The organism is Namhaeicola litoreus (assembly GCF_042679565.1).
Lineage (GTDB): Bacteria > Bacteroidota > Bacteroidia > Flavobacteriales > Flavobacteriaceae > Namhaeicola > Namhaeicola litoreus.
Genome location: NZ_JBHTMY010000003.1, coordinates 156784 through 183289, shown reverse-complemented (window position 1 = coordinate 183289; position 26506 = coordinate 156784). Strand labels below are relative to the sequence as shown.

The 26506-nt window shown below is 34.5% G+C and carries 25 protein-coding genes; 12 read left to right on the top strand and 13 right to left on the bottom strand.

Features of this window, described 5'->3' with window-relative positions; translation table 11 throughout:
* Nucleotides 1-3 precede the first annotated feature (3 nt).
* Complete coding sequence (gene hemA, locus ACFQ39_RS08115; RefSeq protein WP_377177882.1) at nucleotides 4-1236, bottom strand: glutamyl-tRNA reductase; 1233 nt, start codon at nucleotides 1234-1236, stop codon at nucleotides 4-6.
* Between the two features lie 239 nt (nucleotides 1237-1475).
* Here hemA and hemH point away from each other — a divergent pair, with 239 nt between their 5' ends.
* Both hemH and ACFQ39_RS08105 read left to right on the top strand, forming a co-directional pair.
* Complete coding sequence (hemH, locus tag ACFQ39_RS08110; RefSeq protein WP_377177880.1) at nucleotides 1476-2495, top strand: ferrochelatase; 1020 nt, start codon at nucleotides 1476-1478, stop codon at nucleotides 2493-2495.
* Between the two features lie 6 nt (nucleotides 2496-2501).
* Complete coding sequence (locus ACFQ39_RS08105) at nucleotides 2502-3062, top strand: CopD family protein (protein WP_377177878.1); 561 nt, start codon at nucleotides 2502-2504, stop codon at nucleotides 3060-3062.
* Nucleotides 3063-3065: 3 nt separating this feature from the next.
* Here ACFQ39_RS08105 and ACFQ39_RS08100 read toward each other — a convergent pair whose 3' ends face one another.
* Nucleotides 3066-3824 (bottom strand): SDR family NAD(P)-dependent oxidoreductase, encoded by a 759-nt coding sequence (locus tag ACFQ39_RS08100; protein WP_377177876.1) that lies wholly within the window; start codon nucleotides 3822-3824, stop codon nucleotides 3066-3068.
* 289 nt (nucleotides 3825-4113) lie between these two features.
* Between ACFQ39_RS08100 and ACFQ39_RS08095 the strand changes: the two genes are divergently transcribed.
* Nucleotides 4114-4710: a 2-oxoacid:acceptor oxidoreductase family protein gene (locus ACFQ39_RS08095; protein ID WP_377177874.1), complete on the top strand. Its 597-nt coding sequence runs from the start codon at nucleotides 4114-4116 to the stop codon at nucleotides 4708-4710.
* Here ACFQ39_RS08095 and ACFQ39_RS08090 read toward each other — a convergent pair.
* From ACFQ39_RS08090 to ACFQ39_RS08075, 4 genes are read right to left on the bottom strand one after another with little or no spacing between them, the layout of a single operon-like run.
* The gene (locus ACFQ39_RS08090) at nucleotides 4702-5829 is read right to left on the bottom strand and encodes a glycosyltransferase family 2 protein (protein ID WP_377177872.1); all 1128 of its coding nucleotides are present in this window, start codon (nucleotides 5827-5829) and stop codon (nucleotides 4702-4704) included. The genes ACFQ39_RS08095 and ACFQ39_RS08090 overlap by 9 nt on opposite strands.
* Before the next feature lie 38 nt (nucleotides 5830-5867).
* A complete protein-coding gene (locus ACFQ39_RS08085; protein ID WP_377177870.1) occupies nucleotides 5868-6275 on the bottom strand; it encodes a hypothetical protein in 408 nt (135 codons plus the stop codon).
* Between the two features lie 6 nt (nucleotides 6276-6281).
* Entirely contained in the window at nucleotides 6282-6905 is a 624-nt protein-coding gene (gene recR / locus ACFQ39_RS08080; RefSeq protein WP_377177868.1) for a recombination mediator RecR, read from the bottom strand.
* A gap of 17 nt (nucleotides 6906-6922) precedes the next feature.
* Nucleotides 6923-8035 carry an acyltransferase family protein gene (locus ACFQ39_RS08075; protein ID WP_377177866.1) on the bottom strand — a complete coding sequence of 371 codons (1113 nt, stop codon included), beginning with the start codon at nucleotides 8033-8035 and terminating at the stop codon, nucleotides 6923-6925.
* Nucleotides 8036-8126: 91 nt separating this feature from the next.
* Here ACFQ39_RS08075 and ACFQ39_RS08070 point away from each other — a divergent pair, with 91 nt between their 5' ends.
* The 4 genes from ACFQ39_RS08070 (at nucleotide 8127) to ACFQ39_RS08055 (ending at nucleotide 11703) form a co-directional block, all read left to right on the top strand.
* Entirely contained in the window at nucleotides 8127-9590 is a 1464-nt protein-coding gene (locus ACFQ39_RS08070; protein ID WP_377177864.1) for a sodium:solute symporter, read from the top strand.
* A gap of 7 nt (nucleotides 9591-9597) precedes the next feature.
* A complete protein-coding gene (gene pdxH, locus ACFQ39_RS08065) occupies nucleotides 9598-10245 on the top strand; it encodes a pyridoxamine 5'-phosphate oxidase (protein ID WP_377177862.1) in 648 nt (215 codons plus the stop codon).
* A 72-nt stretch (nucleotides 10246-10317) separates the two neighbouring features.
* Nucleotides 10318-10812: a SixA phosphatase family protein gene (locus tag ACFQ39_RS08060; protein WP_377177860.1), complete on the top strand. Its 495-nt coding sequence runs from the start codon at nucleotides 10318-10320 to the stop codon at nucleotides 10810-10812.
* Nucleotides 10813-11703 carry a Ppx/GppA phosphatase family protein gene (locus tag ACFQ39_RS08055; protein WP_377177858.1) on the top strand — a complete coding sequence of 297 codons (891 nt, stop codon included), beginning with the start codon at nucleotides 10813-10815 and terminating at the stop codon, nucleotides 11701-11703.
* 3 nt (nucleotides 11704-11706) lie between these two features.
* Here ACFQ39_RS08055 and ACFQ39_RS08050 read toward each other — a convergent pair whose 3' ends face one another.
* Both ACFQ39_RS08050 and ACFQ39_RS08045 read right to left on the bottom strand, forming a co-directional pair.
* Nucleotides 11707-13317, bottom strand: a complete 1611-nt coding sequence (locus ACFQ39_RS08050) for a L,D-transpeptidase family protein (RefSeq protein WP_377177856.1) — start codon at nucleotides 13315-13317, stop codon at nucleotides 11707-11709.
* Between the two features lie 29 nt (nucleotides 13318-13346).
* Nucleotides 13347-14432 carry a M42 family metallopeptidase gene (locus tag ACFQ39_RS08045; RefSeq protein ID WP_377177854.1) on the bottom strand — a complete coding sequence of 362 codons (1086 nt, stop codon included), beginning with the start codon at nucleotides 14430-14432 and terminating at the stop codon, nucleotides 13347-13349.
* Nucleotides 14433-14531: 99 nt separating this feature from the next.
* Here ACFQ39_RS08045 and ACFQ39_RS08040 point away from each other — a divergent pair, with 99 nt between their 5' ends.
* On the top strand, nucleotides 14532-15224 hold the full coding sequence (locus tag ACFQ39_RS08040) for a DUF4294 domain-containing protein (RefSeq protein ID WP_377177852.1): 693 nt from the start codon (nucleotides 14532-14534) through the stop codon (nucleotides 15222-15224).
* 1 nt (nucleotide 15225) lies between these two features.
* Here the strand turns inward: ACFQ39_RS08040 and ACFQ39_RS08035 are convergent, their stop codons facing one another.
* Both ACFQ39_RS08035 and ACFQ39_RS08030 read right to left on the bottom strand, forming a co-directional pair.
* Nucleotides 15226-16896 carry a mechanosensitive ion channel family protein gene (locus ACFQ39_RS08035; protein ID WP_377177850.1) on the bottom strand — a complete coding sequence of 557 codons (1671 nt, stop codon included), beginning with the start codon at nucleotides 16894-16896 and terminating at the stop codon, nucleotides 15226-15228.
* Between the two features lie 60 nt (nucleotides 16897-16956).
* Nucleotides 16957-18906 (bottom strand): YgiQ family radical SAM protein, encoded by a 1950-nt coding sequence (locus ACFQ39_RS08030; RefSeq protein WP_377177849.1) that lies wholly within the window; start codon nucleotides 18904-18906, stop codon nucleotides 16957-16959.
* Between the two features lie 148 nt (nucleotides 18907-19054).
* Here ACFQ39_RS08030 and ACFQ39_RS08025 point away from each other — a divergent pair, with 148 nt between their 5' ends.
* Nucleotides 19055-19501 (top strand): DUF4890 domain-containing protein, encoded by a 447-nt coding sequence (locus tag ACFQ39_RS08025; protein ID WP_377177847.1) that lies wholly within the window; start codon nucleotides 19055-19057, stop codon nucleotides 19499-19501.
* 40 nt (nucleotides 19502-19541) lie between these two features.
* On the opposite strand, the gene ACFQ39_RS08020 is transcribed toward ACFQ39_RS08025, so the two are convergent.
* Together ACFQ39_RS08020 and ACFQ39_RS08015 are read right to left on the bottom strand one after the other, a co-directional pair.
* The gene (locus tag ACFQ39_RS08020) at nucleotides 19542-20402 is read right to left on the bottom strand and encodes a glucosaminidase domain-containing protein (protein WP_377177845.1); all 861 of its coding nucleotides are present in this window, start codon (nucleotides 20400-20402) and stop codon (nucleotides 19542-19544) included.
* Complete coding sequence (locus tag ACFQ39_RS08015; protein WP_377179973.1) at nucleotides 20395-21312, bottom strand: 1-aminocyclopropane-1-carboxylate deaminase/D-cysteine desulfhydrase; 918 nt, start codon at nucleotides 21310-21312, stop codon at nucleotides 20395-20397. The genes ACFQ39_RS08020 and ACFQ39_RS08015 overlap by 8 nt, the downstream gene beginning before the upstream one ends.
* A gap of 377 nt (nucleotides 21313-21689) precedes the next feature.
* On the opposite strand from ACFQ39_RS08015, the gene ACFQ39_RS08010 reads away from it, so the two are divergent.
* The 3 genes from ACFQ39_RS08010 to ACFQ39_RS08000 are packed head-to-tail and all read left to right on the top strand — an operon-like array spanning nucleotide 21690 to nucleotide 24445.
* Nucleotides 21690-21848, top strand: a complete 159-nt coding sequence (locus tag ACFQ39_RS08010; protein ID WP_377177843.1) for a DUF5522 domain-containing protein — start codon at nucleotides 21690-21692, stop codon at nucleotides 21846-21848.
* Nucleotides 21849-21863: 15 nt separating this feature from the next.
* Nucleotides 21864-23855, top strand: a complete 1992-nt coding sequence (locus tag ACFQ39_RS08005; RefSeq protein ID WP_377177841.1) for a urocanate hydratase — start codon at nucleotides 21864-21866, stop codon at nucleotides 23853-23855.
* Between the two features lie 17 nt (nucleotides 23856-23872).
* Entirely contained in the window at nucleotides 23873-24445 is a 573-nt protein-coding gene (locus ACFQ39_RS08000) for a DUF4136 domain-containing protein (RefSeq protein ID WP_377177839.1), read from the top strand.
* Nucleotides 24446-24544: 99 nt separating this feature from the next.
* Here ACFQ39_RS08000 and ACFQ39_RS07995 read toward each other — a convergent pair whose 3' ends face one another.
* Entirely contained in the window at nucleotides 24545-26449 is a 1905-nt protein-coding gene (locus tag ACFQ39_RS07995; protein WP_377177837.1) for an ABC-F family ATP-binding cassette domain-containing protein, read from the bottom strand.
* Between the last annotated feature and the right edge of the window lie 57 nt (nucleotides 26450-26506).

The window sequence follows — 26506 nt, the reverse complement described above, 5'->3', positions numbered from 1 at the left end:
AAATTATTTGAAAACCTGCTCGATTACCTGAATACTCAAATCAGCCTGTCCATTGTGTTCTCTCATATGTGAGGCGAATTTTGAGATGATCTTATTAATCATGGTTGTAGTTACTTCTTCTATTTCACTAGGACTGAATTGCTCAAATTTTTTCTGATTTACTGCAATAGCATCCTTTTGAATATTTTCGAGAGATATTTTTAACGAATTCAATGCTGGAGAACTCTTTCTGAAAGAAACCCAATTATAAAATTCATCTTTATATTTCTGTATAATCTCTAATACTTTTGGGATCTGAAGTTTTCTGTTTTCAAAGGTAGATTTGGTCTTTGCGGACAATTTATCTACATCAACAACCCGCTTGTTTGAAAACTCTCTCACTTTTTCATCGACATTATTTGGTATCGACAAATCAATAATCAATTGTTTTGTATCAGGGTCAAACATGGAGGATTTAACCGTATGACCTTGAGCGCCTGTTGCAACAATGATTACATCCGATTTTTTTATTTCATTTTCCAAGTCATCCACAGAAACCACATCAACACCTAAACTTTTGCTGAGCACATAAGACTTTTCAATTGTTCTGTTCACTACGGTGAGCGACGCGTATTCCAAATGATTCTTTAAACCTTTTGCAGTATTCTCACCAATCTCACCTAAGCCAAAAAGAAGTATCTTAGGATTCGGATACTTTTTCGAGCGCTCTTTAATATATTGAACGGTCGCATAAGAAACCGTTGTTGTTCCGCTGCTAAGCTGTGTCTTGTTCTTCACTTCTTTACTTGCCTGTAGCGCTGTATTATACAATCGTTCCATGTAGGCACTCATGGTTCCTGCCCCTTTAGCTATGTCATAGGCACTTTTTAATTGGTTGACTATCTCATAGTCACCAAGTATCTGACTATCTAGACCAGTTGCAACAGAAATAAAATGCTCTGCGGCTTCCATATTCTTATAGACAAAAGAGTATTTCGCAAATTCATCAACCGTACCTTCGCTATATTTACAAAGCTGTGAAATAAGTTCATATGGGTGCTTGGCAAAACCAATAATTTCTGTTCTGTTGCAAGTTGAGATGACCATCAAATCATTAAACCCAGCAATTTTAGCCTCTTCCAACAAAGAAGTTTGTTGTTCTTTAGATAAGCTAAATTTACTGCGAATGGTAACATCGGCCTTTTTGTAGCTCAGACCAATTGCATAAAAGTTGTTTCCTTTCAAAAAACTATCCATAAATTCATTTAAAATTCTGCACTTTTTGCTCAAAATTAACTGATTTTCAATGGTTTTGAATGTACCCTAATTATCAATTAATTACAATGCTAAATTACTACATATAATCGCCTATGATGTCGAATTTCAAAAAAAAAATACCGAAAGAAAACATGATAAAAGTCAACAATTACAAGGAATTAAATAAAAAAATAACGATATAAAAATCTATCTTTGTAACCAAAATAACATAAAAAACCGTGAATAAAAAAGGCGTATTATTAGTGAATTTAGGTTCACCGGATTCAACGAGCATAAGAGATGTAAAGAAATATTTAGGAGAATTTTTGATGGATGAACGTGTCATTGACATGCCCTATTTAAAAAGGTTATTTCTGGTCAAAGGAATCATCCTAAATGTTCGGCCTAAAAAAACTTCCGCGGCATATCAAAAAATTTGGTGGAAGGAAGGATCCCCCCTTATTGTCTTGTCCCAACGATTTTTCGATAAATTAAAAAGGAAAGTAGACATTCCCATGGCGTTAGGTATGAGATATGGCTCTATGTCCATCGAAAAAGCTTTACATCATTTAAAAGAAGAAGGAGTAGACGAAATATTATTAATTCCTCTATATCCTCATTACGCCATGTCTTCTTTTGAAACGGTCGTGGTAAAAACAGAAGAATTGATGAAGGAAAAATATCCCAATAAAAAACTTACTGTTTTACCTGCTTTTTACAATGAAAAAAATTACATTAATGCCATGTCTGCATCAATTAAAGATCAGTTAGACGGCCATAATTTTGATCATATTTTATTTTCTTATCACGGAATTCCAGAACGACATATTTACAAGAGTGACACAACTGGAAATCACTGTAAACTAGACGGTACTTGCTGCGAAAAAAAATCAAAAGCACATGAAACTTGCTATAGACATCAATGTTTTGAAACAACTAAAGAGATTGCAAAAAATTTGCAATTAGAGGAAGGGAAATACAGTAACTCTTTTCAATCTAGGTTATTAAGAGATCCTTGGTTAAAACCCTACACAGATTTTGAATTAAAAGCACTTGCCGAAAAAGGTGTAAAAAAATTAGCAGTGATTACGCCATCATTTGTCACAGATTGCCTTGAAACTCTTGAAGAAATTGCAATGGAGGGTAAAAGTGAGTTTTTAGAGGAAGGTGGGACTGAATTTAAGCATATTGAATGTATGAATGACGACGATCGATGGGTTGATGTGGTGAAACACTGGATTTTGGATTGGAAAAAATAGTGAATCATGGAATACCTTTACGTGAAAGCATTGCATATAATCTTTATTACCACATGGTTTGCAGGTCTGTTTTATATCATCAGATTGTTTATTTATTTTAAAGAATCTGATGATAAGCCACAACCCGAACAGCAAATTCTAAAAGATCAATATTTTTTAATGAGCAAAAGACTTTGGTATATCATAACCTGGCCTTCTGCAGTACTTTCAACTATTTTTGCTGTTTGGTTGTTGGTTTTAAATCCCACTTGGCTCACGCAGAATTGGATGTTGGTGAAATTGGGTTTTGTAGCCGCCCTTTATGCCTATCATTATTCTTGTCAAGTTATGCTCAATCAAATGGAAAAAGATGAGCTTAAAATGAGTGGCAACAAATTGAGAATTTGGAATGAAGTGGCTACCATCATTCTTTTTGCTTGTGTCTTTTTAGTCGTACTAAAAAGTGCCGTTAGTTGGATTTACGGAGTAGTGGGCATACTGGGACTATCTTTTATCCTAATGGCGGGAATTAAGTTATACAAAAATATTCGAGCAAAAAATAGTTGGGATAAATCTGATCAGAAGTAAACATCATTTTCTAAATACATGCGTACTATTCGCCTGTGCCAAAGCAGTGATTTCCAGTTCATTGATACAAACATGATCGGGCAAAGTAGCTGTGTAATAAATAGCTGATGCCACATCTACTCCTGTTAATGGTTGATACCCTTCATAAGTTTTTTTCGCTAAATCTTTATCTCCCTTAAAGCGAACCATCGAAAATTCGGTTTCCGCTGCACCTGGAGATACCTGTGTAACTTTTATTCCATGGGGTAATAAATCTATACGCATGGATTTACTCAAAGCATCTACGGCAAATTTTGTAGCACAGTATACATTGCCTTTTTCATAGACCACCTTGGCAGCTGTTGAGGCTATATTAATGATTTGTCCTTTACCCCTCTCAATAAAGTAAGGCACTATTTGCTTGGTTATATACAAGAGCCCTTTAATGTTTGTGTCTATCATCGTGTCCCAATCTTCTGTCTTTCCATCCTGAATTCGATCAAAACCTGCCGCTAAACCTGCGTTGTTGACCAGTACATCCAAACGTCCTAATTTATCTTTGATATTTTCTAAATTCTCTTTTACTTCTGCCAAATTTCTTACATCAAAACTCAACACATCAACTTCATTTTTATATGCTTTCCTCAGATGGTCTTGTAAATCATATAATCTTTTGCCTCTTCTCCCTACAATGATTAAATCCCAACCATTTTGTGCAAATACTTCAGCCGTAGCTTTACCAATTCCTGATGTGGCACCTGTAATAAAAACTGTCTTTGTCATAAAAATTTAATTTAATACCCTCATAATTTGTTCGCATGAGGAAAAATAAAATTACCAACATTTTATCTAAAAAAAAGAACTTTTTTTTGTGAATTTCAATTTTCTTGAACAATTATCTTACATATTGATCGCTAATTTTGGTAGACTGATAAAAATCATATAATTAAACAAATGAGATTGATATTTTTGATCAGATAAATGAAAAGTTTTTTCAATAGGTAATTTCATTTGTTGAGCAACTTTCAAAGAAACACTGACCAAAATAACTTAATTAGTTAGAAATCTCAAAATGAAATCTAATATCCACATCGTTGGTTTATCAAAACATTGTGCAAAAACAATGCTAAGTGTCATAGAAGCCGCGGCGGCCAGCGAAAAAGTGCACACCAACAGATTTGATGTGTATGATGACAATCATGAAATCATTTCTTGTTTAAAAGCAATTAGCGTTCATCATGAAAGTGGTTTACAAGACCCTTCTGCAAGAAATATTGTTGATATATTTATTACTTCGGCTCCTCTTCATTGTGAAAACGCTTTGAATTGCCTCAACGAAAATAGCTGGTTAATTACAGATGCCAATGCTTTTGAAGATATATTGAATCACCCAGAAAAAGTTGATGTTTACAAGAAAATTAAATCCCATGATCGACATATCATGATTACGGCCCAAGAAATAGCCTCTGAGCATGGTGATGAAAGGGTTTGCGGCTTGGTTTTATTAGGTGCAGCATCAAAACTTATCCCAATCTCAGAATCAGGTTTGGTTAAATCCATCTATAAAATTCTTCTTAATAAAAAAGAATCTATCATTCGATCAAACATTGAAGCATTTAGGGAAGGAAAAAAAGCCTCAGAAGAATATCTTTCTTCTGATTTAAGTTAATTGATGAATCATAAGAATCTCCCCTTGCTGATCAGAATCATCGCTACCTAAAACTATATTTTTCCCTTTTAGAACGATTCTTTTTTTCAGGTGAAGCAATTTTTTTTGTTGAAAGAAGTCAATGATCTGATCAAAACCAAAATAATCTTGATCAATTAGAAGGGTATCGTATTCACCCAAATCTTTTTCAATATCAAACGTATAAATCCATTTTTTTGGTGATAAAGTAGATCTTATCTGCTCGGATCTTTCACTTCTGTTACCCAAATAAATAATATTCTCCTTTTTTGTGCTTTTTAGCTTTCCACTTTTTCTATATGTTTTTGAAACAATTAGACTTTTCACTAAGAACTTGTTTAAATGTCTCAAAACCGCATAATTATTGTAATGTTTTTCAAAATAAATCTGAAGAGCGCCGTAAAAATTTTTGTAGTAAACAGCATCTTTTCTGGTACTTTCTCCTTTAAAATGAATCATAGTACCGTATCCGAAATAGTAATTCTTAAAGCCCTCTTTTAACAATCTAAAACACAGGTCTATATCTTCACCATACATGAAAAAGTCCTCACTAAATCCGCCAACATCAACATAAACTGATCTTTTCAAAAGCATACAGGCACCGGGTAAAACATCAACTTCTCCCACATCCTTATTGTTTAAATCATCTGCATAATACGCCTTATTCTTTCCTAAAAGCTTTTTCAATGCAATGAACGGAGTGGGAATATTTCTCTTACTCTCAGGCAAATACAGCCCGCCTCCATCTATCATTTTTAATCCGATTACCCCAAAATTATTTTTTGTTGAGGCAAAGCTGATGAAAGATTCAATACTTTTTTTAGATAAAACTGTATCGGGATTTAATATTAGTACATACTTACCTTTTGCCTTGTCAACTCCTTGGTTGTTAGCCTTTGCAAAACCTAAATTCTCTGTGTTTTGAATCCAGTGTAAATTCTTAAAATGACCAACAATAAAATCCTGGCTTTCATCTTGAGACGCATTATCGACAACAATAATTTCATAAGAGATACTTGCACATGCTTCTTGCAGGCTCGATAAACAAAGCCATAAAAATTCTTTCACTCGGAAATGAACAATGACAATTGAAAGATCCAATAATTACAGTTTATCGATCCGGGTATGGCAAATTTTTGCTAAAGCCATTTCACTTTATGATATACCACTTGATCTGGTGAGACTTTTTGTATCAAATAAATGTTAGAAAACGCTTCATGTTTGCCTAAACCAGAGGCTTTCCATTCTTGTTTAAGTTCATGAATATCCAAGACTCTGAGGTCTTCTATTTCAGAAATAGGATGAATTTCTAATTTATTTTGGTTTCTTTTCAAATAAAAGCGTTCTCCACAAACAAAAAAGGTAATACTGGATTTATTTTCTAGCTTAAAAAAGCTATCCATTTCTGAAGAACTACCATCCTCATTTTTTATGATACATTTTTCATCGTTTTCAGCACCATAATACAGGTACACATTTTCACTACTTTGAGCTGAAACGGTGAAACAGAAAGCTAATAAAAATAAACCGAAAAAAATATTTTTCATAGAAAATCAATGTGTGTTTTTAATACTTTGTTCAAAAGGAACCCGATTGATAATGCTCCTTCCCAGCGTAATTTCATCGGCGTATTCTAATTCTCCCCCTACAGATATTCCTCTTGCTATTGCCGACATTCTTATCGGAAAATCCTTTAATTTCCTATAGATATAAAAATTGGTTGTATCTCCTTCCATGGTAGAACTTAGGGCAAAAATAATTTCTTCCACCTTTCCGGCCTTCACTTTATCAACCAGACTTTCAATGGTAAGTTGATGGGGCCCAATTCCTTCCATCGGTGAAATTTTACCTCCCAGAACATGGTAATGCCCTAGAAATTGGGAGGTGTTTTCAATTGCCATAACATCTCTAATATCTTCGACCACACATATAATTTCAGTTTGTCTCTTGTGATTGGAACAGATTTCACATAGATCAACATCTGAAATATTATGGCAATTTTTACAAAGCTTAATATTCTCTCTAAATTGAGTAATGGCTTTTGCAAATTCTTCCGTCTGATTCTTAGGTCTTTTTAATAAATGTAAAACCAATCTCAAAGCGGTTCTCTTACCAACTCCTGGCAATTGAGCCATTTCATTCACGGCATTTTGCAATAATTTCGAAGAAAATTCCATGCCGCAAAATTACATTTTTAAACCTTAATAAATATCTTCTTTTTATATAAAACATAAGCTATGCCGTAATAGAAAAGAATAACAATTACAGCGTAAATCAACGAACTCAATTTTGGTATTGTAATGACAGAAGATAAAGTATCATATAAAAATCCGTGTATCGATTTTCCATTTGGCAAATGAATCATCCCAAAACATTTGCTTATAAAGCTGGATAAAAAATAAACTGTAATGGCATTTGACCCGAATATGATGGCTGGTTTACCCCAATTCTCATACCCAAGTATATCAGCGAAGTAATAAATAATCCCATAAACGATACAAGCCCAACCTCCTGTTACAAGTACAAAACTACTTGTCCATAGCGCTTTGTTGATTGGAAAAATCGTGCCCCACGCATAGCCGATGACAAGTGCCAAAATACCAATTGAAATGATTTGCTTTAATTTTTGATTTGGTTGAGAATTTTTATTCAACAGAATCATCCCTAAAAACATACCAAAAATACTTGTTGCAATTGCGGGTAATGTGCTCAAAATACCTTCCGGATCATAATTGGTTTTCCATGTGTGGTTAGAAGTTAAAATCTTTAAATCAATAACTGCTGGTAAATTTGAATCTACCGTGAGTAAAGGTGCTACTCCGTTAATAGGAATCTGTGTAAGCAATAACCAATAAATAATTAATATCGACACAAAAATTCCTAATAAAACTTTCCAATTAAACTTGATAAATAAAAGAGATGCAATAAAGAAAACGACACCAATTCTCTGAAGCACTCCCGGAATTCTAACCGTTGATAGATCTTTAAAAAAAGGAAAATGTACCGTAAATGCAGAAAGAAAAAGTCCTAAGAAAATCAACTTTAAAGTGCGGGAAATAATTTTCTTGTACACATCAGATGTGATACCTCCTTCTTTTTTAGAACTATAGGCAAAAGTGATTGACATACCTACAATAAACAAGAAAAAAGGAAAAATTAAATCAGTTGGTGTAAGTCCGTGCCAATCCGCGTGCAATAAAGGTGCGTATACGTGGCTCCAGGTTCCCGGAGTGTTGACTAATATCATTGCAGCGATGGTAATCCCGCGGAAAATATCCACAGAAAGAATTCTTTTATTTGCCCCCATTATAAAAAATTTTATTCAAATATAAGGGATTAATATTTGCAGCAAAAGGTATCTTTGCTTTTTTTAATCACCTACATTTTCCAATCGAATAATGCGTCCTTTACAGCTCATTCTGATCATTTTATCCTACTTCGCTTTAATCATTTTTATTTCATGGTTGACAAGTAAAGACGATAGCAATCTGGCATTTTTTAAAGCTTCTAAGAAATCAAAATGGTACATGGTTGCTTTTGGAATGATAGGCGCTTCTCTCTCTGGTGTTACCTTTATTTCTGTACCTGGATGGGTTCAAAGTACACAGTTTAGTTACATGCAAATTGTTTTCGGTTATTTGTTAGGTTATTTTGTGATTGCCATTGTTTTGATCCCCTTGTATTACAGCTTAAACATCACCTCTATTTACGAATATCTATTACAACGATTTGGACTGATCAGTCAAAAAACAGGTGCCATATTTTTCTTTATTTCGAGAATGCTCATCGCTTCATTTCGACTCTTTTTAGTGGCCTCTGTATTACAGTATTTTATTTTAGACGCATGGAAAGTTCCTTTCGAAATAACCGTAGTTGTTTCCGTTTTTTTGATTTGGCTCTATACCTTTAAAAGTGGAATAAAAACCATTGTTTATACAGATGTTGTGCAAACCATTTTTATGCTTCTTGCTCTTGTTGGATCTATCGTTATTATTCTTGACAAACTAAATCTGTCTTTTTTAGAAATCATAAAAACAGAATCTTATCAATCATACAGTCAATTGTTTTTTTGGAATGACTGGCATGATCGTAAATACTTGCTTAAATCTGTGTTTGGAGGAATGTTTATCGCCATAGCCATGACAGGTTTGGACCAGGATAATATGCAAAAAAATCTGACTTGTAAAAATACGAAAGAGGCACAATGGAATGTTGTTTCTTTAGGCTTTGTTCTTATTTTAATTAATTTTCTTTTCCTTTTTTTAGGCGCCTTGCTTTTTATGTATGCCGAAAAAATGGGTATAGCCATTCCTGAAATGAATGGAAATATCAAAACCGATTTGCTCTATCCTGAAATTGCACTTAATGGCAGTCTTGGGCTTACCATCGCTATACTTTTTATAGTTGGCTTAATTGCTGCAGCCTATTCTAGTGCCGATAGTGCTTTGACCTCTTTAACCACCTCATTTAGCATAGATATAATGCGGTTTGACGAAAAGAAAGCCATTTCAAAAAAAGTAAGAAAGCGAATTCACTTCTTACTATCGATAATGCTTGTCCTAATTATTATAAGTTACAAATACTTACTTAAAGATAACGTTATAAGCAGTTTACTCACTGTTGCTTCATATACCTACGGTCCTTTGTTAGGTTTATTCGCCTTCGGTTTACTCACAAAAAAAATGATCAAAGAAAAATACTTACCTATCATTTGCATACTTTCTATCCTGTTCACTTATTATATCAACAACAATATTGAAGTTTTTTTACCAGGCTATCAATTTGGATATGAAATTTTAATATTCAACGGACTATTTACTTTTTTAAGTTTATTTTTGATTACTGAGCCAAAAAAAGAATAATAAATTGATGGAAAAAGATTTGAGCCATTATCGGATGAACTACAATAAGGATGAATTATTGATAGAAAATATTTCAGAAAATCCCATGGAGCTTTTTCAAAAATGGTATATAGAAGCGGAACAGTTTGATGGGATAAAAGAATCAAATGCGATGCATATTTCAACCTTAGGACTAGATGGTTTTCCGAAAACTCGCGTTGTTTTACTCAAAAGATTCACTTGGGAAGGATTTATTTTTTACACTAACTATACTTCAGAAAAAGGGAAAGCAATAGAAAACAATCCAAAAGTCTGCTTGTCTTTTTTCTGGGAAGGTTTAGAGAGACAGATCATTATTAAAGGTGAAGCCGAAAAAATTGCTCCTAATTTATCAGACGGATATTTTGAAACTCGTCCAACTGGTAGTAAACTGGGCGCCTGGGCCTCAGACCAAAGTAAAGTTGTTGCCTCGCGCGAAGAACTGGATAAAAAATTACTTTTTTACGGAAAGAAATATGAAAACAAAGAAATTCCCAGACCTCCGCATTGGGGAGGTTTCTTGGTAAGGCCAATTTCTATTGAGTTTTGGCAAGGCAGGCCAAACCGGATGCATGACAGAATACGATTTGAACTGCAAGAAGATTACAATTGGAAAATAGAGAGATTAGCACCTTAAATTGAATTTAATGTATGATTTCTTTCTTCAAAAAATCAAAAAAATTATATTTGATAAACCTTATACGTTAAAATGAAAACAATTTATATTGTTCGTCACGCAAAATCTTCGTGGGAATATGAAGGGATTAAAGATATTGATCGACCTTTAAAAAAGCGCGGTATTAATGATGCTTATCTTGTTTCTGAAGCTTTAAGGAAGAAGATTGATACACCTTCTGTATTTGTTTCCAGTTGTGCGAACCGCGCATTGCATACGGCAATGATTTTCAGTTACACTTTTGATTATCCTCTGGCTTACCTTAAAATAAATAAATCTCTCTACAATTTTAGCGATGGTTATTTGATTAAAACCGTTAAAGCTTTGGACGATAGTTTTAACAGTGCCATCATTTTTAGTCACGATCACGGTATAAGTGATTTTGTGAATAAATTTGGCGACAAAGAGTTGGATCATGTACCAACTTGCGGCGTAGTAGGGATCAGTTTCAAAACAGATCATTGGAAAAATATCAAAAAAGGAAAAACTATTCTCACAGAATTTCCTAAATTTTATAAATCCAATTAAATGTTCATCAGGAAATATGGGGCGATCGATATTGGATCAAATGGTGTCCGCTTGCTCATTTCTAACATCATTGAATTCGACGAAAACCAAACTGAATTCAAAAAATCTGCGCTCATCCGCGTACCTATTCGTTTAGGTGAAGATGTCTTTAATACAGGTAAAATATCTGAAAAAAACATCCAAAGAATGTCAGACGCTATGAACTCATTTAGATTGATCATGCGTGTTTATGGCGTAGAAAAATTTAAAGCCTGTGCTACTTCCGCCATGCGAGAAGCAAAAAACAGCAAAAGTGCTGTGAAGAGAATTTTTGAAAACTCACAAATAAAAATTGAAGTAATAGACGGCCAAAAAGAAGCAGAAATTATTTCATATACAGAATTACACACCCTCTTAAAAAGCAATCGGTCTTATCTTTATGTGGACGTAGGAGGTGGTAGTACAGAGTTTACTTTTTTCTCAAAAGGAAAAAAAATAAACGCTAGATCTTTTCCCTTAGGTACAGTCAGGATTTTAGATGGAAAAGTAGATCAAAATACTTGGTCTGAGGCCGAAGATTGGATCAAAGAGAATAGTTCTTCACTTAAAAACTTATCACTTATAGGCTCAGGGGGAAATATCAACAAACTTTATAAAATGTCTGGAAAACTTCCAGGCAAATATTTAGATATCAAATATTTAGAAAATTATTACAATTTTTTATCTAACATGACCTATGAGGAAAGAATCAGTAAATTAGACCTCAATCCTGACAGGGCAGATGTCATCGTACCCGCGGCAAAAATATATCTCAATGCCTTGCAATGGTGCCAGGCTACCAAAATTTACGTGCCTAAATTTGGATTATCTGATGGCATTATCAGAGGATTATATGCCAATAAACTGAGTTGATCATTAACTCAGTGGTTTATTTAATGCTTTCAATACATCAGAATCTCTCTTGTATACATCTCGAATAAAAATCACTTTATTATTTTCATCTACAGAGGCTGTCCAATACAAAATATAAATATCTATTGGTTTATCTAATTTTATTCTCGTTGTCTTGCGTGATTTAATGACTTCGTCAATTTTTTCCTGAGTCCAGCCCTTATCTCCTAACAAGTTCAAAAATAAACCCCACTTATCATCTAATCTAATGCATCCGTGACTAAAGGCTCTATCTTGTTTTTCAAATAAACTCCTGGACGGAGTATCGTGAAGATAAATTGCATATTTGTTCGGAAACATAAATTTCACTTCTCCTAAAGCATTGTGAGCGCCCGGTTGTTGAACCAAAGTAAATGGAAAATTGCCTTTTGAATATTGATTGAGATCCAAGTTAGCCGGATTAACCAAATGACCACCTTTATCATAAATCAAAATGTTTTGGGAAGCTAAATAATTTGGATTATTTTTCATTTTAGGTAGAGTCTCATTCGTAGCAATAGAATACGGTATTGTCCATGTTGGATTGAGATCTACAAACTCCATTTCATCTTTAAAAACAGGGGATTTGTGTTGGTTTTTACCAACGATAACGCGAGAATAAAATACGCTTTTCCCATTGGTAATTCTGCGAAGATAGAAACCAGCAACATTTACAACCAAAAAATCATCGTTTAAGTCATGCAGCACCCAGCGAGATCTTTCTAAATTTACCCTAATTTGATCAATTCTATTTTCAACAGACACATTCATTTCAGCCAGCACACCTTTTCCTACAACACCATCCTGGGTCAAGCTAAATCTTTCTTGAAATTTCTTTACTGCATTTTCCAATTCGTCATCAAAAAGGTCTAAATTTCCTTTTGAATTATTTAAATCACCCGTTGCAGCTAAATAATTCCTCAACTCAAGCACACGTTCACCGCTCATTCCCTTCTTTAAAGTTTCACCTTCTGACATTTTTGGCCATCCTCCTCTCAGGGCTAAATTTTTATATTCTCTTAATGCAGCCTTTAACTCGTGGTATAAATACGTTTGAGGCTTTAAACTTTCCAATAACTTACTTATGTTCTTATTATGCAAAGTAACTGCTATTAAGCTATCAGGACTGTAGGGTAATGGGTTTCTTTCAACATTCCATTCATAATCAAGATCGGATTGATCTACTTTTCCAGAGTTTAAATGTGCTCCCAATTGAATGAACGCATCCGAAAAAATCAAATCTAGCTCTGCCTTTTTCTGCTCCTCGAGTTTGCTGTAATTCAATGCTGCCAACGTTTCAATCTCTTTGAGATGATAGTCCTCTGGATTTAAACCCTCATCGTCTGAAGCTCTGATATTATTCAATAGGCTTTCTCGATTCTCTTCCTCGGTCCACATTAACCGGTATTCCTGACCATTGTAAAAGGTAGGAATAACTCGTTTTGAAATCAAATTGGTTCCATTTGAAAGTACAATTGAACTGCCTTCTTGCTCTAAAATTGCTCTTAATGCAGCGCTTTCTTGAGCCGAGAGACAAATGGAACTCAACAGAAACAAAATTGCAATGTAAAAGCGAAATATATAAAAGTGTTTCATAGGTATGGTTTTTCTCTGTTTGGTCCTAATCAAAAATAGCTAAATCCTTTCTTCATATCTATTTTCAAAAGGGTCTCATAGATTAATTTAATAACATTTTCAACATCGTCTTTGTGTACCATCTCAACTGTCGTATGCATATAGCGCAAAGGCAATGAAATCAGTGCCGAAGGCACTCCACCGTTAGAATAGGCAAATGCGTCTGTATCTGTTCCAGTCCATCTGGATGCTGCCAAACGCTGAAAGGGAATCTTATTCTTCTCTGCCACAGAAAGAATTAATTCTCTTACATTATTCTGTACAGAAGGGGCATAAGAAATGACTGGACCTTTTCCTGATTTAATTTCACCTTCTTTTTTCTTATCAATCATCGGTGTGGTTGTATCATGACAAACATCTGTTACGATGGCCAAATTGGGCTTTATCGTTTCTGTAATCATTTCTGCCCCTTTCAAACCAATTTCTTCCTGCACTGCATTGGTAATATACAAGCCAAAATCGAGTTTCTTTTTGTTCTCATGCAACAATCTCGCAACTTCTGCAATCATAAAACCTCCCATTCTATTGTCTAACGCCCGACAAACAAAATTATGCCCATTCAAAATCATAAATTCATCCGGATAGGTAATAACACAACCCACATGAACTCCTAATTTTTCTACTTCTTCTTTTTTCTGACAACCAACATCAATAAAAATATTATCGATCTTAGGCATTTCTTCTTTGTCTTTCGTACGCGTATGAATCGCAGGCCAACCAAAAATCCCTTTCACGATTCCTTTTTTCGTATGAATATTCACGCGTTTGGATGGCGCGATGATATGATCACTACCTCCATTTCTTATCACATAAATCAATCCATCCTCAGTTATGTAATTCACATACCAAGAAATCTCATCCGCATGGCCTTCTATCACAACTTTATAGGAAGCATCAGGATTTATGACCCCTACACAGTTTCCATAATGATCTGTGATAAACTCATCAACATAAGGTTTTAAATAATTCATCCAAATTTTTTGTCCTTCAGATTCATATCCGGTCGGCGATGCATTATTTAAATATTTCTCTAAAAAATCCATAGATTTTTTCTTGAAGACAGTCGGTTTTGCCATGTGTGATATTTTTTAGCTAAAATAAGAATATTCACATAACTTTAGTAGTTATACTTGTTCATATTCGTAATTTTGTGGCCTGAAACACCTTATGTTTTCATGAAAAAAATTGTTTTGAGTCTTTTTATTTTTTTTCCTGTTCTTCTATTTGCGCAGGAAGGAAGAACAATACTTCCACAGGATTTGTATCGTGTTGAAAATGATTCGGTCACTATTGATCTGGATGAAGTTATCGTGCTGAAAAACAGAAATTTTAATGACACAAAAGAAAAAAAATACTACTACTGGTATTATAAAAAAGTTCAAAAAGCCTATCCATATGCGGTTTTAGCTTCAGATAAAATTAATGAATTGAATGAAGAGATTGCGAAGTTACCCAATAACCGCAAACGAAGAAAGTTTATTCGAAAGAAGCAGGAATTCTTTGAAAACGAGTTCGCCGATGAGCTAAAAACACTTACGAGAACTGAAGGAAGAATTTTGATCAAACTCATTCATAGGCAAACCGGAGTAAGTTTTTACGATTTAATTAAAGATTACCGCAGCGATTGGAAAGCCTTTTGGTACAATTCTTCTGCTAAATTTTTTAAACTCAATTTAAAATCTGAATATCATCCCGAAAGTGACGCGCTGGATTTTATTATTGAAGACATTTTAAATCGTTCATTTTCAAATGGTTCTTTAGAGAGACGCGAAGCTAAAATACCTATAGACTATTTTCAACTCAATGAAAATTGGGCTTCGTTAAATTTTTACGATGAAATCAATGCCTATATAGAAAAGTACAAGTAGATCAATGGTCTGACTCTACATGTACATTTTTATCTTGATCATTCATAAAGTTTTCAAAATCTTTTAATGAATCTTGTATGGCTTTATCGATAACCTTCTTATTTGTGTTGTATTTTAAATCTGCTCCTTTCTTTTCCGGAAATTGTTCGATGATTAATGTTGAAGAAGGAAATGCAAATTCGACCCCCAAGGCTTTTGCCAATCTTACAATGGCCATATGTAATCGATGCTTAGAAGACTGTTCTTCTCCCCAATCCAGTTGTTTAAAATATACATTGACCAATATCAAAAGTGACGAATCGGCGAAGCCCGTAAATTCCACATTGTAAGATTCATCACGGGTATCAGGATGAGCCTTGACAATTTCACGAACACCATTCACAAAACCTTGTATCAACTCAGGTGGTGTATCATAACGTATACCTAATTCTGTCTGATATCTTCTATAAATTCTCAAACCTTTATTATTAATTTCTACTTCCGCAACTTTACTGTTTGGAATCTGAAACACAGAAGTGTCTGCCGCTCTAATGACTGTAGATCTCAAACCCACCTTTTCAACTGTTCCAATCACCGATCCAATCTCGACCCAATCCCCAATATGGAAGGGTTTATCGAGAAAAATGACAAAAGTTCCAATTAAGTTCTTCACCGAATCCTGAGCAGCGAAGGCTACAGCAATACCACCAATCGATGCACCGGCGAGAACCGTGGCCGGATCAACACCAAAAAGCGTAAGTAAATGCAAGAAGCCAACCAGGATTATAAAACTATTCAAGACCTTAATAACAATCGGTGATAATTGTTCCTGAAGGCGGTTATCTGTGATGAAATTTTTACTGTTATAATACCAAACCACAAATTTCAACAAATTGATACTAAAAAATACCCAAAAAACAGTCTCGGCAATATTTAAAAATAGGAACAAGGTATTGTTAATCCTAAGCAATTGTAAAGAAGGCAGAATCCTTTTTAAATATTCTATAATGATTATAAAAATAAGGGGTCGTCTTATCCTTTTTAAATTATCTATCACTTCGGGATTTGCCTGACTTTTAAAGACTAATCTATTCAACAACTTGAATATCAAATTCATAAGAAATCTAAGCAAATAGAAAATAAGAATACATATACCAATTATACCTATTAAAACGATAGGTTTCCATAAGGGAACCCCTTTAAAACTCTTTGAAAATATCTCAGGAAACCCCCTTTCCAAATAGGTAAAATCATACTTGAATATGGTACTGTACAATTTATCGACATTCTCTGTTGTTTCATCAGAATACACCCATTTATTACCGGATTTAACCAGATATACCAAGGGCAATTCCTTTTGATTAGGATAATATTTCTGTTCAATTTTCACAAAACCACTCAAAGGATCTTTTATGGTGTCTTTGAAGTTTGGATCAGTTGGTATTTTTGAGAATTGCAACATGATTCCCTTTCCGTCGTATATCTTTTTTAGTTTAATCGCCAGTTCTATGGCGTCTCCCTTTTCCTTTTTTGCGATAACCAAGGCAGCCTTTTCCGGTTCATAAGTGTCCTGCTGCAGAAAATACATATGCGTATATAAGGCAGAATTCGGATTGCTTAAGTCTGGTTGAAATTTTGTCTGAGCAAAATTAAAAACAGGCACAAACAGAAATAGAAAAATCAACTTTCTCATAAAATATGCTTTGAAAAACAAAAGTAATAATTAGCGCTCGTAAAAGTATGTGATAAATCCCTATCTTCTTTTAGTCGAATGTTTTTTGCCTTGAAAAATACTTTTATAACCTTCTTCTGTCTTATTTTTTGGATTATTTTTTGCTTTGTTCTTTTTTTGAGTGTTTCTCAACACATCCGCAGGTAATAACTTTTCTAACAGATCATTCCTGTTCACCTTTTGCAGGGTGTTTCTAATCCAATCCCGATTTTCCTTTTTGTACCAAAAAAAGAACTGATGTTGCTCTTTCTTATCGCGACTAGTCTTTGGTGTATAGACTTTTTTAAGCGTATATGGATGGTATCCACTGTAGTAAATTACGGTTGCCACTGTCATAGGTGTTGGCGTAAACCCCTGAACCTGTTCTAGTTGAAAACCCATGTCTTTTGTCTCTGCCGCTAAATTGGCCATGTCTTCAAGTTCACAAGCTGGGTGACTTGAAATAAAATAAGGTATCAATTGCAAATTCAACCTCTTTTTTAAATTAATTTGATCAAATCTTTTTTTGAACTTGTGAAAATATTTAAAAGATGGTTTCCTCATTATTTTGAGAACGGCATCGGAAGTATGTTCTGGGGCCACTTTGAGTCTGCCGGAAACATGGTTGGTTATGACCTCTTCTGTATAAGCATCGAGTTCTTTTGGATCTGCATTTTTATTGAATTCGGGCACAAGCATATCGTACCTTATTCCGGAACCTATAAACGATTTTTTCACTTTCGGATGTGCGTCAACAGATTGATATATATCTGTCAAAGGCTGGTGTGAAGTATCCAAATTATGGCAGATCACAGGAGAAATACAAGAGGGCGCCACACATTTATCACAAATACTTTGCACCTTTCCTTTCATTTTATACATATTGGCTGAAGGTCCACCAATATCGGATAAATAACCTTTAAAACCAGGCATTTGTGTAACCTTGTCTACCTCAGAAAGAATAGATTCTTTACTCCTACTGGCTATAAATTTACCTTGATGCGCCGAGATGGTACAAAAACTACAACCTCCAAAACAACCTCTGTGAATATTGATGGAAAATTTGATCATCTCATAGGCAGGTATCGGACCTCTCTTATTGTACTTTGGATGTGGCAATCTGGTATAAGGTAGATCATATGAATGATCGATCTCACTCTCGGTCATCGTTGGAAATGGAGGATTTATCACCAATATATCGTCCTTTACCTGTTGGAGTATTCTCCTCCCGAAAACCTTATTAGATTCTTGCTCTATTACCTTAAAATTGGAGGCGTAAATCAATTTATCTTTTAAACAGTCTTCATGACTACCTATTTCTACATCCTCCCAGTTTTTATTTTTAGGCAAATCTTCTTGTTTGGTTTGTAAAAAAGCCGTTTGTTTGATGGTTTTTAGCGATGAAAAGGGTACGCCTCTTTGCAATAAATTTACCAATTCTTTTAAGGGTTGTTCTCCCATTCCATACACCAATAAATCGGCTCCGGATTCAGTCAAAATATTGGGTTTTAAAGTATCACTCCAATAATCGTAATGCGTTACTCTGCGCAATGAAGCCTCAATCCCTCCTATTAACACAGGTACATTTGGAAATTTATCTTTAAGAATTTTTGTATATACGGTGACGGCGTAATCTGGTCTAAAACCAATATCCCCATTAGGCGTATAAGCATCTTTATCTCGTTTTCTTTTGCTGGCTGTATAGTTACTTACCATAGAATCCATGGCACCAGAGGTAACCGCGAAAAATAAATTTGGTGCTCCTAATTTGGTAAAATCCTGTAGATTATCATTAACATTCGGTTGAGGGATCACAGCAACAGTTAACCCGTAAGATTCTAAAATTCTTCCTAAAACACCACTGCCAAAAGCGGGATGATCAATATAAGCATCTCCACTGATGATGATTACATCCACATTTTCCCAACCACGAATTTGCATTTCCTTCTTTGTAGTTGGTAACCAATCAGATAATTGATACGTTTTTTCCATGCTGCAAAAATAGTCTAAAATAGCTAGATAATAATTGACTTAATTTTTTGACCTTATCATCATCCGTTAAAATATTGCTAAAAAGCAGATCTTATTAAACCTTTTAAAAAACTGATTGTCATAATAGTAAATCCTAAAATTAAAAAATATGAAAAAATTAGTGCTTTTATTAGCTTTGGTCATCACTACTTTTGGCTTTGCCCAAAAACAGAACCAAAGAAAAGGAGATTTTAAAAATTTAACTCCTGAACAACAAGCTACTTTGCAAACCAAACAAATGGCATTAGACCTATCTTTAAATGATTCTCAAATGAATAGTTTGATGACTTTGAACAAAAAACAGGCAGAACAAAGAAATTTACATAGAGGTAAAATGGAAAAACTGAAAGAAAAGGGAGAAGTCAGCGCCGACGATCATTTCAAAATGAAGAACGAAATGCTCGATATGCAATTGGCTTACCAAAATAACTTGAAAAAAATATTGAATGATGAGCAATTTGAAAAATGGACAAAAACGAATCATCACCGAAAAGAAAAAATGAAAAGAAAACAGTACGCAAAGGGACAAAAGCCACCTCAACCCAATCAACAATAAAACCATTTTTTTTAAAGGCATCTCTATCGGGATGCCTTTTTTAGTCCAGGTAGATTTTTTGTCCGATGTTTAAATTATTGGTTGTCAAAGAATTCAAAGCCTTTATTCGCTCTACAGTTGTGCTATTATTCTTTGCAATAGAATACAATGTATCTCCCTTATTTACTATGATATAATTGTTACTTACAACCTCTTCTTCACTTTTTCGTTTACGCTTTTTATCGTTATCCACACCCAAAACAAGATCATCGTACTCATATAATTTATACTCTTCAATAATCTTTATTAACTTATCCGGATACTTTCTATCGGTGGCATAACCTGCATTTTTCAAACCTTTTGCCCATGCCTTATAATCATCTGCATCTAGTTCGAATAAACCCGCATACCTGGATCGAGTGGTTAGAAACATAGAATGATCGTCAAAAGATTCTTCAGGATAGTTGTATTTTCTAAAACACTCATGCTTTTCATCATCATCGTGATGTACTTTTTTCCCTTCCCAACCTTTATGACATTTTATACCAAAATGGTTATTGGCTTTCCGTGTAAGTTCGCTTCTCCCATTTCCGGATTCCAGAACACCTTGTGCTAATGTAATACTCGCAGGAATTTTATATTCCATCATTTTCTTTACCGCAATATTTTTATAATTATCAATATAATTAAGGGTATGAGCATTTAAGGATGAACCCAATTTTGCTTCGAGTTTGTCAAAAACCTCATCACCCATGGCTGTAATTTGTCTAAGTTGATCTTTCTCTTTTGAAGTTGAAATTTCATCTTTTACAATAACTTTGGGTTGAGTATTTTTATAGGAAACTGCCTTTTTGCTACTATTACAACTTGCAAAAATTAAAATTACTGACAATAAAAAACCTATTTTCAATAGCCTATTCATAAATTTTAAGCGGTATTTTTTTTCTTTCAAATTGTTTATTCATTCCTTTTATCCCCTGTAAACCACCAGTATGCACGACAAGTATTTTTGCGCCTTTAAAAAAAAATCCTTTTTTAATCAATTCAAAAATACCGTAAAACATTTTTCCTGTATAAATTGGATCTAATGGAATATTTTTATCAAATCTAAATTTATTGATAAAATTAATCAAATCTTCATTAACTTTTCCATAACCACCAAAATGATAGTCATTTATTAAACTCCAACTCCCCATTCTTATTGTATATTTCTCAATTTCTTCTGTCAAAAAATCTCCTTTTAAAGCAGGAAATCCGAGTACTTTTTGGTGAATTGACGAGGAATTGATAACTCCGGCTATTGTGCCACCAGTGCCCACTGCGACACAGATATAATCGAATATTTCATCTTTTTCTGTCAATATTTCCTCACAACCTTTTATCGCCAATTCATTCGTTCCTCCTTCTGGAATTAAATAGAACTCACCAAATTTTTTACCTAAACTGTTGATGAAAGTTTCATTTTCCTTTTCTCTGTACAATGGCCTGGAAACAAATTCAAAAACCATTCCTTGTTCTGAAGCCAATTTTAAGGTAGGATTTTGGTCAAAAGTATATTGTAAGTTCTGCCCTAATTCATCGCCTCTGATTACACCAATCGTTTTAAAGCCAAATTCATGACCCAAGGAAGCTACCGCACTGATATGATTTGAATAGGCTCCACCAAAAGTAAGCAGTTGCTTAAAACCTTTCTCCTTGGCATCGAAAAAATTGTACTTTAACTTCCTGAATTTGTTACCAGATATGAAAGGATGAATCTTATCCTCTCTTTTAACAAACAAAGAAACATCAAAATTGGGTGTAAAATCAAGCTCAATTTCAGTAGTCTCAATCTTGTGGTCCTTCAAAAATAATTCAGAAAACTCCAAAACTTTCTCTCTAATAAATAATTCAAATTCTGTTCATTTGCATAAGCCTCCTTTTCAAAACTAATAGCTTTGTATGCCTTCAAAAAATTTCTGTATTTCATAAAATGAAACAAAAACTCAAGTAAATACCAAATAAAATAAAACAACCAAAGCATTTCTACTTGCTGTTTTAAATGAATTTTTTCATGGTTCATGATAATTTCATCATCCTTTAATTTTTTGTATTTAAGAATAATAAAAGGCCAAATCGCAAGGGCGTTAAAATGAGGGAGAAATAAATATTTTGAAAATATTAACATGAAAACAGCCTAATAAAAAGGCAATTAAAAATACCTTTACGCATGCAATTTAACAATAATTTAGACACAGAAGACTATTATATCTCTGAACAAGGCTTTAAGGTTTTTACTGAAAAATACCACCTAAAAAGAGGGTTTTGTTGTAAAAACAATTGTCGACATTGTCCCTATGGGTTTGACCCTAAAAAGCCAAATTATTAGAAAAATCTCCTCTTCATGAAAACATTTCAAGACTCCATCATTCAAGGCATTCCGGATATTTTACCAAAAAAGAAAGCCTTCAATCCTAAATTAAACCACGCGCCAAAAAGAAAGGATATCTTATCTGAAGATGAAAAAAAACTAGCTGTAAAAAACGCTTTGCGCTATTTTAAAAAAGATCATCATATTGTTTTGGCTAAGGAATTTCGTGAAGAACTAGACAACTACGGAAGAATCTATATGTATAGATTTATTCCGGATTATGAGATGTATGCTCGACCCATAGACGAATACCCTGGAAAATGTCTTCAAGCGAAAGCCATCATGCATATGATTCAAAATAATTTGGACCATAGAGTGGCTCAGCACCCGCATGAGTTAATAACTTATGGCGGAAATGGAGCCGTATTTCAAAATTGGGCGCAATACGCACTTACCATGAAGTATTTATCTCTGATGGAGGAAGATCAAACCTTGGTGATGTATTCGGGTCATCCATTGGGCCTGTTTCCTTCTCATACTGAGGCGCCGAGAGTTGTAGTAACCAATGGAATGATGATACCTAATTATTCAAAACAAGACGATTGGGAAAAATACAATGCCTTGGGCGTAACACAATACGGACAAATGACCGCTGGAAGTTATATGTACATAGGCCCTCAAGGTATAGTGCACGGCACCACCATCACCGTTTTAAATGCAGGTAGAATGATTGCCAAACACAATGAAGGATTAGCTGGAAAATTATTTGTCACCTCTGGTTTAGGAGGAATGAGTGGTGCTCAGCCCAAGGCTGGCAATATTACGGGGTGTATAACGGTATGTGCAGAAATAAATCCGAAAGTAGTTCAAACAAGATTTGAGCAAAAATGGGTAGATATCGTTTGCACTGATCTAGATGAGCTTACAAAAACGGTGCGAAAAGCCCAAAAGGAAAAATCAGTAAGATCTATTGCTTACCTTGGAAATATTGTAGATGTTTGGGAAAAATTCAATAAAGAAGGTTTAAAAGTAGATTTAGGGAGTGATCAAACCTCGTTGCATAATCCTTGGTCTGGAGGATACTACCCCGTAGGTTTGACGTATGAAGAATCAAATAAACTTATGCGTGATGATCCTGATAAATTCAAACAGGCCGTAAAGAATTCCTTAAAAAGACAAACCTCAGCCATCAATCAGCAAGCCAAAAATGGCATGTATTTCTTCGACTATGGAAATGCATTTTTATTGGAAGCTTCAAGGGCCGGCGCAGATATTTTGAATGAGGCAGGGGATAAATTCAGATATCCTTCATATGTTGAAGATATTATGGGTCCCATGTGCTTTGATTACGGATTTGGCCCGTTTAGATGGGTCTGTACGTCGGGAAACCAAGAAGATTTAGACAAAACAGACCGAATTGCCCTAGAGGTATTAAAAGATATTCAAAAGAACTCTCCAGAGGAAATCAAAGAGCAACTACTAGACAACATACATTGGATAGCCAATGCTAAAGAAAACAACCTGGTCGTAGGTTCAAAAGCGAGAATTTTATACGCCGACGCTGTAGGAAGAATAAGAATAGCTGAAGCTTTTAATCAGGCCATAAAGAATAATGAAATAAAAGCTCCTGTCGTACTTGGTAGAGATCATCATGATGTATCCGGAACAGATTCTCCCTACAGAGAAACAGCAAATATCTACGATGGGTCAAGTTTTACGGCAGATATGGCCATTCAAAATGTAATTGGAGATAGTTTTAGAGGCGCGACATGGGTTTCAATTCATAATGGCGGTGGCGTGGGCTGGGGCGAAGTGATTAATGGCGGATTTGGTATGGTTCTTGATGGTTCAGACAATGCAAGCAAACGATTAAAATCGATGCTCTTTTGGGATGTGAATAATGGTATCGCCAGAAGGGGTTGGGCAAGAAATCAAGGAGCTATCCATACGGCTATAAAAGCGATGGAAATGGAACCGAAACTCACTGTAACGCTGCCCAATGAAGTAGATGATCGATTGCTTTAATTTAAAACCAACGATTCATGAAAATTTTTAGAAGTACGATAATTTTAAGTTTTCTTGCCGCCCTAATGTTTTCTTGTTCATCAGTCTCGATTTCGAGTGATTATGACAAAACGGTTGATTTTAGTCAATACAAAACTTATGCATTTTATAAAAAAGGCATAGATAAATTAGAAATTTCAGACTTAGACAAAAGAAGAATATTACGTGCTGTTGAAAGTGAAATGGCCGCAAAAGGAATCGAAAAATCTGAAGATCCAGATTTACTGGTAAATATCTTTGCGAAGTCTAAAGAGCGAATTGATGTATACAACAATGGCTACATGGGTTGGTACCCTTGGTATTATGGCTGGGGCTGGGGAGGTTTTGGTCCTGGACTCGGTTGGGGTTATGGACCCGGTTACACCAATGTAGTTCAGTCCACCGAAGGAACATTATTTATCGATCTGATTGATATGAAAAGAAAAGAATTAGCTTGGCAAGGAATGGGAACTTCCGTGCTATCCGATTATAAAAATGTAGACAAAAAAGAAGCAAAAATTAATGAGTTTGTCAATAAAATACTTACCCAATATCCTCCTGCACTTGATTAGTTAATTGGCCTTTGTTTTAATGTTTCTTATGGTTTTGGTTTATTTTGATCAGCAGGAAGGCATCTCAAAGAAAATTGTTTAAATTTTCTTTGAGATTTTTTATTCCATTTCCAATTGTATTTTTTCCCATTCCTCCATTAATTCAGAAAGTTTCAGCTTGTATGCTTCGTATTGAAGAAAGAAATTAGAATCTTTAATTGCATCAATTTTTCCTTGGCTCAATTCTTCATCCATCACTTTGATCTCACCCTCTACTTTCCCAATTTCATTTTCTACTTTTTTTAACCTGTTCTGAAGTTGCTTATTCTCTTTTTGATTCCTTTTTTCTGGTTTTTTTGCAGGAGTTACATCTTTAGACTTACCTTTTTGATAGTTTTTTTCAACTTCTCTAAAATTGTCCATTTGATATTCTTCCAAAAAATAATTGATATCACCCAAATATTCTTTGATATGCTCATCTTTAAACTCGTATACTTTTGAAGTGAGTTCTTGTAAAAAATCTCTGTCGTGAGAAACCACAATCAAAGTGCCTTCAAACTTTTGAAGTGCCTGTTTTAATACGTGTTTCGAAGCTATATCTAAATGATTAGTAGGTTCGTCCATCACTAATACATTAAAAGGCTGTAATAACATTTTGCACAATGCCAGACGGTTTTTCTCCCCACCCGAAAGCACTTTTACTTTTTTCTCCACTTCATCTCCCCGAAACAAAAATGCTCCCAGCATATCGCGAACTTTTGAACGATTTGTGTCGTTTGCCGCATCTTCCATGGTTTGTAAAAGTGTGATTTCTCCATCTAAATACTCAGACTGATTTTGTGCGAAATAACCGATTTGGACATTGTGCCCCAGTTTCAGTTTCCCTTTATGGTCTAGCTCGCCAACAATAATTTTAGCCAAAGTGGATTTTCCCTGACCGTTTTGACCAACAAATGCAATTCGGGCACCGCGCTCAATAGACAAATCTATCCCTTCTAATACATGTTTATCGCCATAAGATTTTGATAAATTTTCAGTTTCTACGACAACCTTTCCCGGAGCAATCGACATAGGAAAATGAACTTTCATCACAGAAGTATCTTCAGCATCAACTTCTATTCTTTCAACTCTATTTAACTTTTTGATCAGTGATTGGGCCATGCTTGCTTTATTGGCTTTAGCCCTAAACTTTTCAATTAATTGCTCGGTTTGCTTAATTTCCTTTTCCTGATTTTTTTGTGCTTGTAATTGTTTTTCGCGTATTTCTCCTCTCACAAGCAAATATTCAGAATAAGGTTTTTTGTAGTCGTAAATACTACCCAAGGATATTTCTATGGTTCTATTGGTCACATTATCCAAAAACATTTTGTCGTGAGAAACCAGTAATACCGCCCCGTTAAATCCCTTTAAAAAATTCTCAAACCAAATGATAGACTCGATATCCAAGTGATTTGTTGGTTCATCAAGTAATAAAATATCGTGGTTTTGCAATAGTAATTTAGCCAACTCGATCCTCATTCTCCAGCCCCCGGAAAAGGTTTCTGTCTTTTTGTCAAAATCTCTCGATTTAAACCCTAGTCCTGTTAGGATTTTTTCAGTTTCTCCCTGATAGCTATAGCCTCCAAGAACCTCATATCGATGAGTCAAAACATCAAGTTCATGAATCAGATCATGATAATATTCACTTTCATAATCTGTTCGTTCTGCCAATGCAGTATTTACCTTAAACAGCTTTTCTTCTATTTCTCTAATTTCTACAAAAGCCTCATAAGATTCTTCCAGAACGGTTCTGCCCTCTACAAAATCAATGTCCTGCTTGAGGAAACCGATACTCAGATCTCTCTCCATAGCCAAACTTCCTCGATCATATTCTTGCTCTCCTGAAATAATTTTTAGAAGGGTAGATTTTCCGGCTCCATTCTTACCGACCAAACCAACTCTATCTCCACTATTTAATTTAAATGTGATACTTGAAAATAAGTCTTCTCCGGCAAATGAAATTGTAAGATCGTGAATATTGAGCATGAAGGTAGTTTTGTGGTTTTTAAATTTTAAATTTGCAAAACTAATATAATTCAGGCT